The organism is Nocardioides sp. (assembly GCF_035547795.1).
In the GTDB taxonomy this organism is placed as follows: domain Bacteria; phylum Actinomycetota; class Actinomycetes; order Propionibacteriales; family Nocardioidaceae; genus Nocardioides.
The window spans coordinates 1-15,128 of the sequence record NZ_DASZUF010000084.1; the positions used below are offsets into that span (position 1 = coordinate 1).

Consider the following 15,128-nt stretch of genomic DNA (forward strand, 5'->3'; position numbering starts at 1 on the left):
CCTGTCCGGCGACGGGGCGATAGAAGTCACGGCTCCAGCGCACACGGACGCCACGAAGCCCGTTGGGGTGCTGCGCGGCGCGCAGGTCGGTGGCGAGCCGGGCGTAGTCCAACGGGATCTCGTAGTCCCGCAGGAGCTTGATCAACGCCCGCACGTGTTCGAGGATCGCGTCGATGCTCTGCGAGCGCAGGAGTGCCTGCATTCGGCGTTCGACGCCCTCGGTGCCCGACGCCCGGTGCGCCCGAAATGCGGCGGCCCCGAGGGTGTTGTCACGGCCTCGTCGGTGCATCGAGGTCGTACGACGCGACTGTTGGTGGCTCGCGTAGAAGGCGAGGGTTGCGGCCGCTGCGAGCTCGGTGCGAGTGGGGTCATCCCCGGTATCGAACGGCTGCTCGGGAAGCCCTGGCGCGCGGGCGAAGAACTCCCACGACACCGGGCTGAGCGTGCCGCGGGCCGGAACGGTGCGGCGCAACTCGGCCAGGTCGGCGACCGCTTTAGCCCGATCGGCCTGGTAGCCGTGCCAGAGGCTCGCGCACTGCGTGTGCACGAAGTTCTCCAGCGGATCGGCCGGCGAGTCGTCCGTCTCCGTGGTCGTCTCGGTCATGACACCTGTCCTTCCGGTACGTCGTACGCCAGGGGGAGCGCCTTGCGGAGGTTGATGTAGAACCAGTTGGCCGCCGTCGCCGCGTTGATGGGGCGCTGCCGGTCGGGGCCGCTGGGTAGGCCGGACCATGACGCCGGGCTGGCGCTGTTGAGAAGCTCGCGGCCGAGTTCGCTCACGTCCCGCCGGACCTGGATCTGCCACCGGCCCTTTTGTATGTCACGGTCCGAGTCGGCCACCAGTTGACTGACCCAACGCCGATAGGGCGCGTCGAGTGCGGCGTACCCCTGTTCCCGCGCCTCGTCGCGATGTGCGGCGGCGAGGTCGCGGTCGCCGCCCGCTGCCTGAACGAGCTCGCTCGCCAGCTGGCCCAGCACCTGGACCGCCGCGCTCACGTCCTGGACGCCGGCGATGGCGGTGTCCACGAGCCGAGGATCTGTCAGCACCGCGAGATGGAGGGGGAGCACGTCGTCGGTGATGTCGTCGATGACAGCGCTCTGCGAGCCGTACTGCATGCCGGTGGTGTGGATCCGCAACGGGAACGACACGGACAAGATGTCGTGCTCCTGCAGTTCGGCGAGCCACTCCATCCAGCGGCCGGCCATGGTGCGCTTGGTGTCGTCGGTCGGAGTGAGCAGGCTCTCCAGGCCGCGCCAGACCGCCCGGTCGGGGACGTGCGCTCGTGGCATGAAGACCGGGTCGGACGTCTTCAGAGCCTTCATCTGTGTCTCGCTCAGCCGCCAGCCGGTCATGAACTCATGCCGAAACATGTTGCGGGGGTGGAGCGGGTCGCCGTTCGCGATCAGGACGCCGGTCGCCCGTTCGCCGTCGTGGCCGAGCCGGATCCGACGGCTCGGCCAGGTCAGCAAATCGACAGGGCCGTACGGCGCCCCGGGTCGATCGTCGATGCCGGGACCGAGTGGCGGGCGCTCCCAGACCGGTACGTCGGTCTCCGGATCGGGTAGCGACCTCCCGAGCGGCAGGTTGAGCATGAGCGTCTCGAACAGGTTCGCTCCTTCGACGACAACGGCGCCCAGCCAGCCACACCAGGCGATACCGATCGGATACCCCTTGCCGCCTTTCACCCGGTCGTCTCCGACGGCCCCGGACTTGATGCCCGACGGGTCGTAGGCCTGGCAATGCACGATCCAGCGGGCCGCTTCCGCGAACGTCATGGACTTCAGCGCGGCGCCGCTTCGGGTGGTGAAGTACTGGTGGCCGGCGGGCACGTCGGCCACCAGCCGAGCCAGCTCTGTCATCTCGCCCTTGGCAGTCCGCAGCCCGGCGACCTGAAGGAACGGCGTCTCGGGATGCAACAGGTCGAACCGGTCCCGATGCCGTTCCAGATAGCTCTCGATCGGCGCCATGTCGAAGCGACCCGTCTTCCAGGCGTGCGCCCAGTCGTCGTGCGAACGCATCTGCGGAAAGCTCCGGCGGATGATCGCCAGCAGGAGTCGGAGCAGAGCCACGTCCTGGGTCGGCACCTCGCCGGCAAGGCCGACGATTTGGTGTGCCTGGCCGAACACGTCGACGAGCGACAGCTCCACGACGGCGTTGTCGTGCCGACGGACCCGAACCCACGGCTCGGTGGTCAAAGCAAACGAAACCGTAGTCATGAGCGCCTTCCCGTCAGTGCGTGGCTGGGATACGGTACGGACCGTACTCATCGGAGCATACTACGCCTTACACTAATCCAATTAAGATCACCGGAGCCTCCCTGCGTGACGCTCTTCCCCGCGACGCGCAGGGAGCATGGCGAGACTGCGCCTGGCCCTAATCCAGGGCTCATCCCCGCATTCGCGAGGAGCCCCCAGCGTATCGACGCACTCATGGGCTCCTCCTCGCCATCAGCCCGAGATCGATGTCGTACGACACCTGCCAGTCACCGACCTGTGCGGTCCAGTCGTCGTCGAGATGCAGCGCCAACTGGCCGGCGAGCCAGTGCGACTCCTGCCACCCCTCGTGGGCGTCCGCCTCCAGCGCCTGCAATGTGGTGTCGAAGTCGCTCCCGTTGAGCATCGACTGGGGGAGTTGGACTGTCGTCGCCGCCAGAGCGCGGGCAATGGTGTCGTCGGGCGGTCCGAACAGCGGAACCGCCAACTCACCGGCGTGCTCGCCTCCCGGCACGTCGAGGCAGACCACCGTCCCGTCCGCTCGGCGCTGGACGACGATCACCTCGATCCCGTCCTCGCTGTCACGCACCCGGCTCGCGCCCGGAGAGCGGGCGTCGTCGGCCTCGGACGCCCCGCCGTACTCCAGCCATCCGACGAGGTTGTCGTCCTCCAACTGGTCGAGAGCGGCGATCCGGAAGTCGTCGGCACGTCGGCGCTGCTCACCGACCTTCCGGCAGTGGTCGCGATCGGCTTCCGCGATCGCCTCCCGCCAGCCTTCTGGTCCGGGGATCGCCTCCGCGTAGGCGCGTTCGACGAGGCTGCGGATGTCCGCGGGCAGTCGGAGGGAGCGCGGCTCGACCGGGTCGAGGTCGAGCACAGCGGCGGCGCGCAGCAGTCGGCTCAGGCCGTAAACGGCGCGGGAGCCTCGGTCCGGCTCGGGCAGTCCGTCCTGGCGCCACGCCGCGATCCCGGTGACGAAGAGCCGCGGAGTCCGTAGTGCTGGCGGGCGGCCGGCCTCGTCGCTCCCGCGCTCGTGACGGTGCAGCCGGCCGACCCGCTGGAGCACCAGGTCCACGGGCGCCACATCGGTCACCATGACGTCGAAGTCGACGTCGAGCGACTGCTCCAGCACTTGAGTGCCGACCACGATCTGTCGGGCGGCCCGCTTCGACCCGTCGGGCCCCAGTTGCTCGCGCAGAGCCGCTTCCTTGCGTGCTCGGTGGGTGGCGACGAAGCGTGAGTGATGCAGCACGATCTCGACATCGGCCAGACGATCTCGCAGGTAGCGCGCCGTCTCCTGGGCGCGCCCGACGGTGTTGCGAATGACCGCGGCGCAGCCGCCCTCGATCAGCAGCCCCTCCAGGGTGGCGGCGAGCGTGTCGAGGTCGTCGTCGAGGCACCTGACCTCGATCAGACGCGACGCTTCGCGCTCGGCCGAAGGCGATGCGACAGTGACCCCGGCAGCGGATACGGTGGTCAGCCCGGGATAGGGTGCGTCGGCCGTGATCGCGACCGGGCTGCGGCCGAGCCCTCGCCGGTAGGCGTCGGCGAGTTCCTGCCGCTGGCTCCAGGGCAGCGTCGCCGACAGCAGCACGACCGGGACGCCGTAGGCCGCGAGCCATTCCAGGCTGCGCGTCAGATACATCCGCATGTAGTCGTCCGCGGCATGTGCCTCGTCGACCACCACGACCTTGCCGGCGAACGCCAGGTGTCGCAGCGCCAGGTGCTTGGCCTGGAGGGCGCTGAACAACAGCTGGTCGATGGTCCCGACCACCATGTTGGCGAGAACGCCCTTCTTGCGGCCGGTGAGCCACGACAAGACCTGGGCCTCGACCTTCTGTGGTGAAGCATCCTCGTCCCAGACAGAGGCGGCGCGCCGCTGGCGAACCAGATTGAACCGATCATTGAGGCCGGCCTTCCCGTGCGCCAGATAGGTGCTGGTGGGGCCGGAGCCGGCCAGGTTCTCGATCCAGTCCTGGACGCGGCCGAACATGGCGTCCGAGGTGGCCATGGTGGGCAGTGCGACGTACACGCCACCGCAGCCGAACCTGGCGGCGAGCACCTCGGCCGCCAACAGTGCGGCCTCGGTCTTTCCTGTTCCCATCGCGGCCTCGACGATCATGAGCGAGGGTGACTCAGCGGCCTGGGCTGCGTCGAGTGCGAGCTGCTGGACGGGGCGAGAGCGGAGCCCGGCCAGGTGGGGAAACCGCGCGGCCAGGTGCTCGGCAGCATCGGTGGGCGGTCTGCTCGGCCGCCACGGCGCGGGCAGGCCGAGGCCGCGCCAGGCCTCGCTGACCCGGGCGGCCTGATCCTCGGATCCGTAGGGGAACAGCTCGGTGTTGCTCGCCAGCCAGTCCGAGACGATCACCGCGCCGGTGAGCACGGCCTGCACGGTCGGTGGGAGAGGAGCATGGGACCACGCGGTGAGCAGGTCGGCCGCACCGACTCGCGCGGTCATCCGGTCCAGAATCTCGGCCTGCACGACGGCCCAGGTGCCCTCGCCAGTCAGGTCGGGGTTGCGATGCGCGGCGCGCAAGTTGAGAACCGACGGCGGGGTCCCGTGGTGGCCGCCGATGACGACGGCGTACGACGTAGCCGCGGCGCGCCCGAACCCGTGACTCTCCTGCAGCCACGTGCTCAGCACCACCTGCCCGACCAGCCCATGCGGCGCCTTGGCGAAGTCGGTCGTGTCACGAGGGAAGATGAACCCGTGCTCGCGCATCCGCTCGGCCAGGACGGGCATCTTGCTCGCGAACGGAGGCGAGCACTTGCCGATGTCGTGCACGCCTGCCAACCACCGCACCAGCGCTCGGCCATTGCGGGCACCGGCCGGCAAGGCGTCATCGATCAGATTGCGGACGTGGAGCGGGAGCCAGTCCCATACCAGACCCGCGACGTCAGCGGAGTCGATCAAGTGCTGGGCGAGCGGCATCCACTGCTCGCCGTCATACCCCGACGACTTGCCCCAGACGGATAGCGCGGCAGCGCTCCACGTCACGTCGTCGTCACTCACGGTGCGTTCACTTTCGGGTCGGAGTAGGCCGATGATCGCCGCCCGTAGCGGCCTCCGTCTCGCAAAGCGCCGATCGTGTGAATTTCTTGTCACCCGCATGACAAGAAATGTGGCTTGACTGCTGGAGGCCCGACGCAGTGGCTATGATGGTGCTTGCAAGGGGCAGTAGCCCTGCGAAGTTGGCCCGGCAGTCTTCCGGACGGTGGACGAGCCGGGCCCGCGTCATTTACAGCACCACCTGAACGACGTCGACGAGGGGGCGCGACCGCTCGATCCAGGTGCCACCTCGCTGCCAACACCACGCGACGGCGTCGCTGGGCCATAGAAGCGGCTCGGATCGCGATCGCACATGTTCAAACTGTGCTTCGTGGTTCGCACGTCGTATTAGTGGCGTCAGAAGACGTCGGTCAGCCGTAAGCACCGAATCGTCCTGCTCCAAGACGATCCGCCGGGCGTTGGCCTCCAAAGCATCATTCACCAATGCCGTCAGGGTCTCTCGGCGGCCAAGTGGCTGGTTGGTCGTTCTGGCGATGTAGACCCGGGCTCTGATACCCGCGGTCAGCAGTTGCTCGAGGATCTGTTTGCGGCGGGCGTCTCGCTCGTGGATGAAATGCAGCCGTTCGGCTCCGGGAAGGCGCAGGCCCGCGATAGCCTGGCGCGCTGCTGCCACCCTGTTGGCTTCGATGTAGGTGGCGGCGGCGATATATCCGGCGGACTTGCTTTCATCAACGAACACGTGACACGGCGATCGGAAGCCACCGAGAGCCGAGACGGCACCAGTGGATGGAGGCATGGACGCAGGCTGGTCTTCAGAGCACCAACGGTCTACCCAGGCATCGTTAGGTCTGTGGATAACTCATGGACTTCTGGGACGTGTCGGATCCCTGGGCCGTGGGGTGTCGCACCTGCTCCCTGCCGTTCGCGGTTGGCGGGGGAATCAGACCGCCAGGTCGTCCGCGTCCACGATCCGGTACGCATACCCCTGCTCCGCCAGGAACCGCTGCCGGTTGGCGGCGAAGTCCGCGTCGACGGTGTCGCGGGAGACCACGGTGTAGAAGTGGGCGACCTTGCGCTGCGCCGGATCGGTGGCGGGCCCGGGGCGCAGCAGCCGGCCGAGGCGCTGGGCCTCCTCCTGCCGGGAGCCGAAGGAGCCGGACACCTGGATGGCGACCTCGGCCGAGGGCAGGTCGATGGAGAAGTTGGCGACCTTGGAGACGACCAGCAGCCGCAACGAGCCCGAGCGGAAGGCCTCGAAGAGGCGCTGTCGCTCGCGCACCGGGGTCTCGCCGGAGATCACCGGCGCGTCCAGGTCGGCGGCGAGCTCGTGCAGCTGCTCGAGGTACTGCCCGATCACCAGGGTGGGCGCCCCGGCGTGCGCCGCGACCAGCCGCTCCACGACCGCCACCTTCTCCCGGGCGCACGATGCCAGCCGGTAGCGCTCCTCCGGCTCGGCGGTGGCGTAGACCAGCCGATCGGCCGAGGGCAGCGTGACCCGTACCTCGACGCAGTCGGCGGGGGCGATCCAGCCCTGTGCCTCGATGTCCTTCCAGGGCGCGTCGTACCGCTTGGGGCCGATCAGCGAGAACACGTCGCCCTCGCGGCCGTCCTCGCGCACCAGCGTGGCGGTCAGCCCGATCCGGCGCCGGGCCTGCAGATCGGCGGTCATCCGGAAGATCGGCGCGGGCAGCAGGTGCACCTCGTCGTACACGATCAGGCCCCAGTCGCGCGCGTCGAGCAATTCCAGGTGGGGATAGACGCCCTTTCGCCTGGTGGTCAGCACCTGGTACGTCGCGATGGTGACGGGGCGGATCTCCTTCACCGTCCCGCTGTACTCGCCGATCTCGTCCTCGGTCAGCGACGTGCGGCGCACCAGCTCGTCCTTCCACTGCCGCGCGCTGACGGTGTTGGTGACCAGGATCAGCGTGGTCGCCGAGGCGTGCGCCATCGCGGCCGCGCCGACCAGCGTCTTGCCGGCGCCGCAGGGGAGTACGACGACGCCCGACCCGCCGTGCCAGAACGACTCGGCCGCTTCGCGCTGATAGGGCCGCAGCCGCCACTCGGACTCGTCCAGGGCGATCGGGTGCGCCTCACCGTCGACGTACCCGGCGAAGTCCTCGGCCGGCCAGCCGAGCTTGAGCAGCGCCTGCTTGAGGTTGCCGCGCTCGGAGCCGTGCACGATCACGGTGTCGTCGTCGAGCCGCGCCCCCAGCATGCCGGCGACCTTCTTGGCGCGCAGCACCTCCTCCAGCACCGGCCGGTCGGTGCTGACCAGCACCAGCCCGTGGACCGGGTGCTTCTCCAGCCGCAGCCGGCCATAGCGCGCCATCGTCTCGGCGATGTCGACCAGCAGCCCGTGCGGCACCGCATAGCGGGAGTAGGCCAGCAGGGTGTCGATCACCTGCTCGGCGTCGTGCCCGGCGGCGCGTGCGTTCCACAGCCCCAGCGGCGTGAGCCGGTAGGTGTGCACGTGCTCGGGGCTGCGCTCCAGCTCCGCGAACGGCGCGATCGCCTTGCGTGCGTCGCCGGCCCGTGGGTGGTCGACCTCGAGGAGCAGGGTCTTGTCCGATTGGACGATGAGCGGGCCGTCGTTCACTGGTCAGATGTTACGGGGCGCACCGAGGTGATCCGGTGGACGGCGAACACCCGCACCTCACCGGCCCGGTGGTCGCGGGCTCGCAGCTGGCCGCCGTCGACCGAGACGGGGTCGACGACGCGATCGGAGCGAGTGCCGTGGTTGTCGACGTACTCGATGACGACCGCGACGCCGGCGTCGATCGCCTCCCGCAGCGCGGCCAGCGAGCCGCTCGGGGTGAGCGTGGCGGTGGCCGGTCGGGTCGCAGCCGCCCGGTCACCGGCGCGTACGGCGGTCACCACGGCGCTGGCGCGCGCCGCGTCACGGGCCGCCTCCCGGCCCGATGGGGTGCGCTTGGGCGTGCGGGCCCGCTGGGCATCGGGCCGGGCGATATGCAGGGACCCGTCGGCCGCCTCCACGACCGGGGCCAGGCCTGCCTCGCGCAGCCGGGGAAGGAGCACGTCGAGCGGCGTGGTCGCGATCAGGACGGTCGGTGCCAGCCGCCGCAGCCCCAGCGACGCGGCGGCGGGATGGTGCAGCAGTTCGGTCAGGGCGGCCTCGTCGTCGGCGCGCAGGAACGCCTCGGCGTACCCCACCCGGAGCACGCCGAACGTCCGTGCGGTGTCGTCGATCAGGTAGGTCAGCGGCTGGGGCACCGGTGTGCGGGAGACCGAGCCGACGAAGTCGTGCAGCTCGACGGCGCTCCAGCCCAGGTCCATCGCGCGCCGTACCGACGCCGGGGTGAACCGGTAGACGGTCGCCCCGCCGCGCGACTCGACGTCGGCGACCAGCCCGAGCCGGCGGGCCAGGTCCGTCTCCAGCGGTCCGGGCGCGACGGCGGTGAGGTCGGCCTGCAGCAGGACGTGGTCCACCGGTGTGGGCAGCAGCGCGGCCAGCACCGGAGCCGGGTCGTCGCCGGCGAGCAGCACCCGAACGTAGGACGCCAGCCCGTCCAGCCCGGTGACGCCCAGCCGACCGGCCTCGGCGAGCGTCCAGGCGACCTGCTCGGCACGGGTGCGGGGCCGGCGCGGCCGCAGCCACTCCAGCCGGGCGACCACCGACGCTCCGCCGGTTCCGGATGCCAGCACCTCGCCGGCCGGGATCGAGGCGAGCGCCTCCAGCGTCATCTGCCGGGTCTCGGCCATGGTCATCGCGGCGAGCTCGGGCACGAGCGCGTTCCACACCTTCCCGGCGGTGTCGCGCTGGCCGACCAGGGCGGGCATCCGCGGCATCGCCAACCAGGCCCGCGCGAGCGCCGTCCAGCGCTCCGCGGCCGGCAGCCCCACCCAGGTGTCGAAGCCGTCGGTGGGCAGCCAGGCGAGGTTGCCGTCGTGGTCGGTGCCGGTGGTCAACAGCCCGGCCGCGGCCGCGACCTCGATGAGCAGCGCCGCGATCGGCTCGTCGACATGCAGCCGGGCCGCGGCGGCACGCAGGTCGCGCACGCCGAGGCCGCCCGAGCGCAGCGCGGCCGGCGGAGTCGCGCCCCAGCCGTCGAGCAGCAGCTCCACCCGGCGGATCGCCTCGAACGCCGCCCCGGCCGCCGCCCGGTCGACCAGGGCCGGGTCGCGCGGAGAGGACGCCACCGCCGGTGGGCCGGTCACGGGCTCGACGGTGGTGTGGCCGCCGCGCAGGGCGACCGCCACCTCGCCGGGTACGACGACCACGCCGCCGCGCGGGACCAGCAGCCGCCGCGCGATCAGTTCCTCGGCCGGCGTGGCCGCGTCGGCCACCGAGACCGTCAGCCGCGCCGCTCCGGGGGAGGCTTCGCCGCCGGCCGCGTCGACGTGCTCCAGCATCGCTCGCGCCGCCGGGGACACCTGCGCGATCAGCGCGTCCACGTCGGGCAGGCCGGTGAAGGCGCCCAGGGAGGTGGGCAGCACCTCGCGCAGTCCGGTCACCGCACGCACGCCGCCGACGGCGTCCCAGGCCAGCGCCAGGTCGCGCAGCCGGCTCAGGGCGGCTCGGGTCGCGGCGGGCTCGGCGTTCACGATGGTCAAGAGTTCAACATCGGTGGTTTGACCCGCGGCGAGAAGGGCATCAAGGACAGTGAGCTCGAGCCGGTCCAGGCCGTCGAGCGCACGGACCAGCGAGGACCGGGTCGCTGCGCGCGCGGCGAGCTGGGCCGAGTCAAGAGGTGCAGGAGTGGCGAGATCGGGTCGGGCGAGCAGCAAGCGGGTGAGCCGGTCGTCCGGCCAGGAGCGAACCTGGTCGGCGAGCGAGCGATACCCCCTGTCCATCCCACCCAGGCTAGTGGGCCGCGGGTGAAGCGCCTCGTCGTCGACCACGGCTCCGCGACGGACGTCGGGCTGGTGCGCGAGGTCAACGAGGACTCCTACCTCGCCGAGGCGCCGGTCTTCGTGGTCGCCGACGGCATGGGCGGACACGACGGCGGCGACGTCGCCAGCGGGATCGTGGTGCAGGAGTTCGGCCGTCTCACCGGTCGGCGCTTTACCCTCGACGAGGGCATCGACGCGATCATGACCGGGCTGCGGGCGGCGGACGACCGGATCGCCGAGTACGCCGCCAGTCAGCGTGCCCGTGGCCACCACGACTTCAGCTCCGGCACCACGGCGGTGGTGGCCCTGGTCGTGGACGCCCCGGCCGGGCCGCAGTGGCTGTTGGCGAATCTCGGCGACTCCCGGATCTACCGGTTCTTCGAGGACGCGCTCACCCAGGTGAGCGTGGACCACAGCCTGGTCCAGGAGCTGGTCGACGCCGGGCGGCTGACCGAGGAGGAGGCGGAGCGCCACCCGGACCGGCACGTGATCACCCGGGCGCTGGGCGGGGTGGCCGCCGCCGTACCCGACTTCTTCCACATGATGCTGCCACCGGGGGCGCGGCTGCTGCTGTGCTCCGACGGCGTCAGCGGGATGCTCACCGCCGCGCGGATCGCCGCGATCCTGGCCGAGTCCGGCGACGCACGCGACACCGCGCGGCGGCTCGTGGACGCCGCGGTGGCGGCCGGGGGACGCGACAACGCGACGGCCGTGGTCGTGGATGTGGTGGGATGGGCCGACGAGAGTCCGTACGACGCTGCCGCCCAACGGCAGAGTCTCGAGCAGAAACTCGGAGTCCTCCCGTGATCTCCTACCGCCCCGGAACCTGGTTCGGCATCGTCGGCGAGCACGCCACCGTGCTTCTGCCGCCCTCGGAGAAGGCCCGCGCAGGCACGCTGTGGGCCTTGGTCGACGACGGCGCCGGCTTCGACGAGGTACTCGACGCCCTGGTCTCCGACGGGCTGCGTGCCCTGCCGGGGTTCGTGCTGCTCTCCGCCACCGAGGACACCACCCGGATCGTGGTCCGTGGCCCCTCGAAGGCGACCTTCGCCACCGACTCCGGCGAGGTGGTCGTCGAGGGCTCGGCCTCGGCCACCTGGGTGGAGCGCTCGCTGGAGGGCGTCAGCGGTACGTCGGTGGTCCTCGAGGACGTCGACGCCCCGCTGCTGCAACTGCACGCAGGCCTGACCCGGTTGGCCGCGCTGGTCTCGCCTGCCGAGCTGGCGCAGCAGACGCCAGCCGTGTCCTTCAAGTCGGCGCCGCTGACGCCGGTCGACGCCGAGCCGGCCCCGGCCCAGCCCGAGCCGGCCCAGCCCGAGCCGGCCCCGGTCGAGTCGATCGCCGCAGTGCTGCCGTTCCCGGAGCCGGTCGCAGCGCCGGAGCTCGAGCCGGAGCCCGCTGCGCCGGTGGCAGCGGTGCCCGAGCCGTCCGAGCCGTCCGAGCCGTCCGAGCCGTCCGAGCCGTCCGAGGAGCTCGACGTGCCCGCCTGGGTCTCGGCCCCCGACGACCCGCTCAGCGCCCCCATCGCCGCCGACGAGTCCGCAGCGGAGGCATGGGCCGACGAGCCGACCGGGGTGATCCCGGTGGTGCCGGACGAGCCCGAGGAGCAGGCCGAGGAGCACGCCGCGCAGCCGCCGTCCTGGACCCCGCCGACGCCGTCCGCCGCCGGCTTCCCGCCGCCTCCGCCGATCCCCGCCGTGGGGCTGCCGCCGGTGCCCCCGGTGCCGCCCGCACCCCCGGTCCCGCCGGCCCCGCCGGCCGCCCCCTCGTGGGCCAGCGCGGCCGAGGACGACCACGACGGCCTGACCCGCGCCGGTGCGCCCGACCCCGACCTGCTCACTCCGCCGCCGGGCATCCCCGGCCAGCCGGCCGCGCCCGCCGTGACGGCGTACCCGGTGGCGAAGCTGGAGTTCTCCCACGGCGAGCGCGTCGACGTCGACCGGGTGGTGATCATCGGCCGCGCTCCGGAAGCGGGACGGTTCTCGCTGGCCGAGCAGCCGCTCCTGGTCACGGTGCCGAGCCCGCACCAGGAGATCTCCTCCACCCACGTCGAGGTGCGCCCGGGGTCCGGCGTCGACCATGGCGCCGCGGTGGTCACCGACCTCGGCTCGACCAACGGCACCGTCGTCGTCCAGCCTGGTCTCGGCCCGGAGGAGCTGCGCCCCGGCGTACCCGTCCAGCTCATGCCGGGCGCCCTCATCGACCTCGGCGACGGCCTGACCATCAGGGTCAGCCAGCCGTGAGCACGGCGGTCTCGGGACCGACGGCGGCCGACCCGGATCGCCGGTTCTACGCGTGGGCGCTCGACCGGCTGTTCTCGCTGGTGGTGTACGCCGCGGCCGGCGCCGTCGCCTATCTGACCCTGATCCGGCCGGGACACACCCTGGCCGGCGTGGCGGCGATCGTCGCGGTCGCGGTGGTGGTGTGGCTGATCGGGGTGCTGATGACCGGCCTGGCCGGCGTCACCCCGGGCAAGTCGCTGTGCGGCCTCAAGGTCGTCGGCATCCGCAGCGGCGCGCCTGCCGGGCTGGGGCCGGCGTTCGTGCGCCAGCTCGTGGTCGGGCTCGGTGGCTACCCGACCCTCGGCATCGGCGACGCCACCCTGGCCTGGGTGGCGACCCTCGACGGCAGTGGGCTGCGCCGGTCCTGGCACGATCTGGTGGCGGGCACCATCGTGGTGGACGTACGCCGCCGGCCCGAGGCGCCGATCGTCGAGGAGCCCGCGCCCAAGCGGGTGGTCAACCTGACCGCGCTGCGGCTGATGCCGGCCGAGCCGGAGCCGGCGTCGGCCTCGGTGGGGACACCGGTCGCGGCGCCGCCGGCGGTCCCGGCGCCCGCTCCGCCGCCGACGACCCAGGCGGCCCCGCCGCCCCCGGCCGCGCCCGCGGCTCCGGTGCCCACCCCGGCTCCCGTCGTACCCCCGTCGCCGCCGGCGGCCCAGGCGCCCACGGCGGCGCCGCCGCGCTGGCGGGTGACCTTCGACACCGGCGAGAGCTTCGTCGTCGAGGGGCTGGCGCTGGTCGGCCGCGGACCCGAGCCGCGTCCCGACGAGCAGGTCGCGCACGTGGTCGCGCTGCACTCCAGCGACATGTCCCTGTCCAAGACGCACGCCCAGTTCAGTGTGGTCCCGGACGGCTCGCTGGTGGTGATGGATCGGGGATCGACCAATGGCTCCACGCTGCTGCGCGGCGGCGTCGCCAAGCCGCTGGCCGCCCGCCAGCCGGCGACGCTGCTGCCCGGCGACCGGGTGCGCTTCGGCGACCGTGAGATGAGCGTGGCCCGCGAGTCCTGACACCCGACCTTCCGCACGCCGTATCGGCGTGTCGCGGTGCGCAACGTCAGGTGCCCGCCGGGATCAGGGCGCCGCGATGTGCTTGAAGTCCGCCGGCCGATGGATGAGCTTCGCATGGCCGGCCGGCCAGACTAAGGCGACCACCTTGCCCACCACGTCGGAGACGGGCACGAATGCGTTCTTCGGATCGCAGGACGTGTCGCCCGTGCGACACATGTGGAACGAGCTGTCGGCCGATTCGCTGCGGTTGTCGCCCATCACGAACAGCCTGCCCTTGGGGACGGTCGCGCTCCAGCCCTTGCAGCCGGCCATCGGTCCGTCGCAGGCGCTCTGCGGCGCGATGTAGGACGTCTCGTCCAGCGGCGTGCCGTTGACGCTGATCCGGCCCTGGTGATCGCAGCAGGACACGGTGTCACCGGCGACGCCGATGACGCGCTTCACCAGATGACCACCCGACGGATAGAGCCCGATCTTGGCCAGCACGGAGGAGAGACCGCCGGTGGGCGGCGCGTCGTCGGCCGCGGTGAGCCAGTGGCCGGGGTCCTTGAAGACGACGATGTCGCCGCGGCTGGGCCCACCGCCGAACCAGTACGACGGCTTCTCCACCAGGATGCGGTCGTTGACCTTCAGCCCCGGCTCCATCGACCCCGAAGGGATGTAGAACGCCTGCACGAAGAACGTCTTGACCACCACGGCCAGGCCGACGGCGATCAGCACGAGCACCACCGTCTCCAGCAGCACCTTGACCGGGCCCGAGCGCGTCGTGTTGTCACTGGTCACGACCGGACCTTATCCGTCGACTGGTCACCGTTAGGCTGCCATCGTGTCGAGCGTTCCGGTTCCGTCCTCCCTGGTGGTCGGCTTCGACCTCGACATGACGCTGATCGACACCGTGTCGGGGTTCCGCGACGTGCTGGTCGCACTCGGCGCCGAGTTGGAGATCGACCTCCCGGTCGTGGAACTGACGACCAAGCTCGGGCCGCCACTGGACCACCTGCTGGCGCCGTATCTTCCGGCGGAGTCGATCCCCGCCGCCGTCGACCGCTTCCGCGAGATCTATCCGGCCCACGCCGTCATCGGCACCCCGGCGCTGCCCGGTGCGCACGAGGCGCTGGCGGCCGTCCGCGACGTCGGGGGTCGGGCGCTGGTGGTGACCGGCAAGTTCACCGCGAACGCCCGGCTGCACCTGGACCACCTCGGCCTGGCCAGCGACCTGTTGGAGGGCGAGGTGTGGGGCGTCGGCAAGGCCGATGTCCTGCTCCGCGAGGGCGCCAGTGTGTACGTCGGCGACCACGTGCACGACGTCGAGGGCGCGCTGGCCGCGGGCGTGACCAGCGTGAGCGTGCTGACCGGGGGCTGTAGCCGCGAGGAGCTGGAGGCCGCCGGCACCCATGTGGTGCTGGAGTCGCTCGAGGAGTTCCCGGCGTGGCTGGCCGAGCATCTCCTGCAGCTGAGGCTGGCGGCCCTCGAGGCCGACCTCAAGGAGCGAGGCAGCCTGATGGTGGCCTTCTCCGGCGGTGCGGACAGTGCGCTGCTGCTGGCCGCCGCCGTCCGGGCGCTCGGCCCCGAGCGAGTGGTCGCGGCGACCGGCTATTCCGACTCGCTCCCGCTCGTCGAGCGCGACCCTGCGCGGGCCTTCGCCGAGAGCCTCGGTGTCGAGGTGCTGACGCCGCAGACGCATGAGCTGGACCGCGCCGGCTACCGCGAGAACGGCGGCCAGCGCTGCTTCTTCTGCAAGGCCGAGCTGATCGAGACGTTGCT

11 protein-coding genes are annotated in these 15,128 nt (G+C 71.5%); 4 read left to right on the forward strand and 7 right to left on the reverse strand.

Features of this window, described 5'->3' with window-relative positions; translation table 11 throughout:
* From casB to VHA72_RS06080, 6 genes are all read right to left on the reverse strand, one after another.
* The coding region (gene casB / locus VHA72_RS06055; protein WP_325573545.1) for a type I-E CRISPR-associated protein Cse2/CasB at positions 1-604 on the reverse strand (604 nt) is incomplete at its 3' end.
* A complete protein-coding gene (casA, locus tag VHA72_RS06060; protein ID WP_325573546.1) occupies positions 601-2,196 on the reverse strand; it encodes a type I-E CRISPR-associated protein Cse1/CasA in 1,596 nt (531 codons plus the stop codon). The genes casB and casA, both read right to left, overlap by 4 nt.
* A gap of 232 nt (positions 2,197-2,428) precedes the next feature.
* Positions 2,429-5,227, reverse strand: coding sequence for a CRISPR-associated helicase Cas3' (gene cas3, locus VHA72_RS06065; RefSeq protein WP_325573547.1), 2,799 nt, complete (start codon positions 5,225-5,227; stop codon positions 2,429-2,431).
* A gap of 226 nt (positions 5,228-5,453) precedes the next feature.
* Positions 5,454-6,020 (reverse strand): hypothetical protein, encoded by a 567-nt coding sequence (locus VHA72_RS06070; protein ID WP_325573548.1) that lies wholly within the window; start codon positions 6,018-6,020, stop codon positions 5,454-5,456.
* Between the two features lie 144 nt (positions 6,021-6,164).
* On the reverse strand, positions 6,165-7,820 hold the full coding sequence (locus VHA72_RS06075) for a DNA repair helicase XPB (RefSeq protein WP_325573549.1): 1,656 nt from the start codon (positions 7,818-7,820) through the stop codon (positions 6,165-6,167).
* Complete coding sequence (locus tag VHA72_RS06080; protein ID WP_325573550.1) at positions 7,817-10,036, reverse strand: helicase-associated domain-containing protein; 2,220 nt, start codon at positions 10,034-10,036, stop codon at positions 7,817-7,819. Before VHA72_RS06080 ends, VHA72_RS06075 begins: the two co-directional genes overlap by 4 nt.
* Before the next feature lie 24 nt (positions 10,037-10,060).
* Between VHA72_RS06080 and VHA72_RS06085 the strand changes: the two genes are divergently transcribed.
* Genes VHA72_RS06085 through VHA72_RS06095 form a run of 3 tightly spaced genes read left to right on the forward strand, consistent with a single transcriptional unit; the run spans position 10,061 to position 13,367 of the window.
* On the forward strand, positions 10,061-10,882 hold the full coding sequence (locus tag VHA72_RS06085) for a PP2C family protein-serine/threonine phosphatase (RefSeq protein WP_325573551.1): 822 nt from the start codon (positions 10,061-10,063) through the stop codon (positions 10,880-10,882).
* Complete coding sequence (locus VHA72_RS06090; RefSeq protein ID WP_325573552.1) at positions 10,879-12,318, forward strand: FHA domain-containing protein; 1,440 nt, start codon at positions 10,879-10,881, stop codon at positions 12,316-12,318. The genes VHA72_RS06085 and VHA72_RS06090 overlap by 4 nt, the downstream gene beginning before the upstream one ends.
* Positions 12,315-13,367, forward strand: a complete 1,053-nt coding sequence (locus VHA72_RS06095; protein WP_325573553.1) for an RDD family protein — start codon at positions 12,315-12,317, stop codon at positions 13,365-13,367. Before VHA72_RS06090 ends, VHA72_RS06095 begins: the two co-directional genes overlap by 4 nt.
* 63 nt (positions 13,368-13,430) lie before the next feature.
* Here the strand turns inward: VHA72_RS06095 and lepB are convergent, their stop codons facing one another.
* Positions 13,431-14,147 (reverse strand): signal peptidase I, encoded by a 717-nt coding sequence (gene lepB, locus VHA72_RS06100; protein ID WP_325573554.1) that lies wholly within the window; start codon positions 14,145-14,147, stop codon positions 13,431-13,433.
* 43 nt (positions 14,148-14,190) lie between these two features.
* Here lepB and VHA72_RS06105 point away from each other — a divergent pair.
* Positions 14,191-15,128, forward strand: a 938-nt coding sequence (locus VHA72_RS06105; RefSeq protein WP_325573555.1) for a haloacid dehalogenase-like hydrolase, incomplete at its 3' end; no start/stop codon positions are given.

Excerpts from the sequence above, each read along its gene's own strand:
- VHA72_RS06070 (WP_325573548.1), bottom strand. The coding sequence starts at position 6,020 with ATGCCTCCATCCACTGGTGCCGTCTCGGCTCTCGGTGGCTTCCGATCG.
- VHA72_RS06080 (WP_325573550.1), bottom strand. The coding sequence starts at position 10,036 with ATGGACAGGGGGTATCGCTCGCTCGCCGACCAGGTTCGCTCCTGGCCG.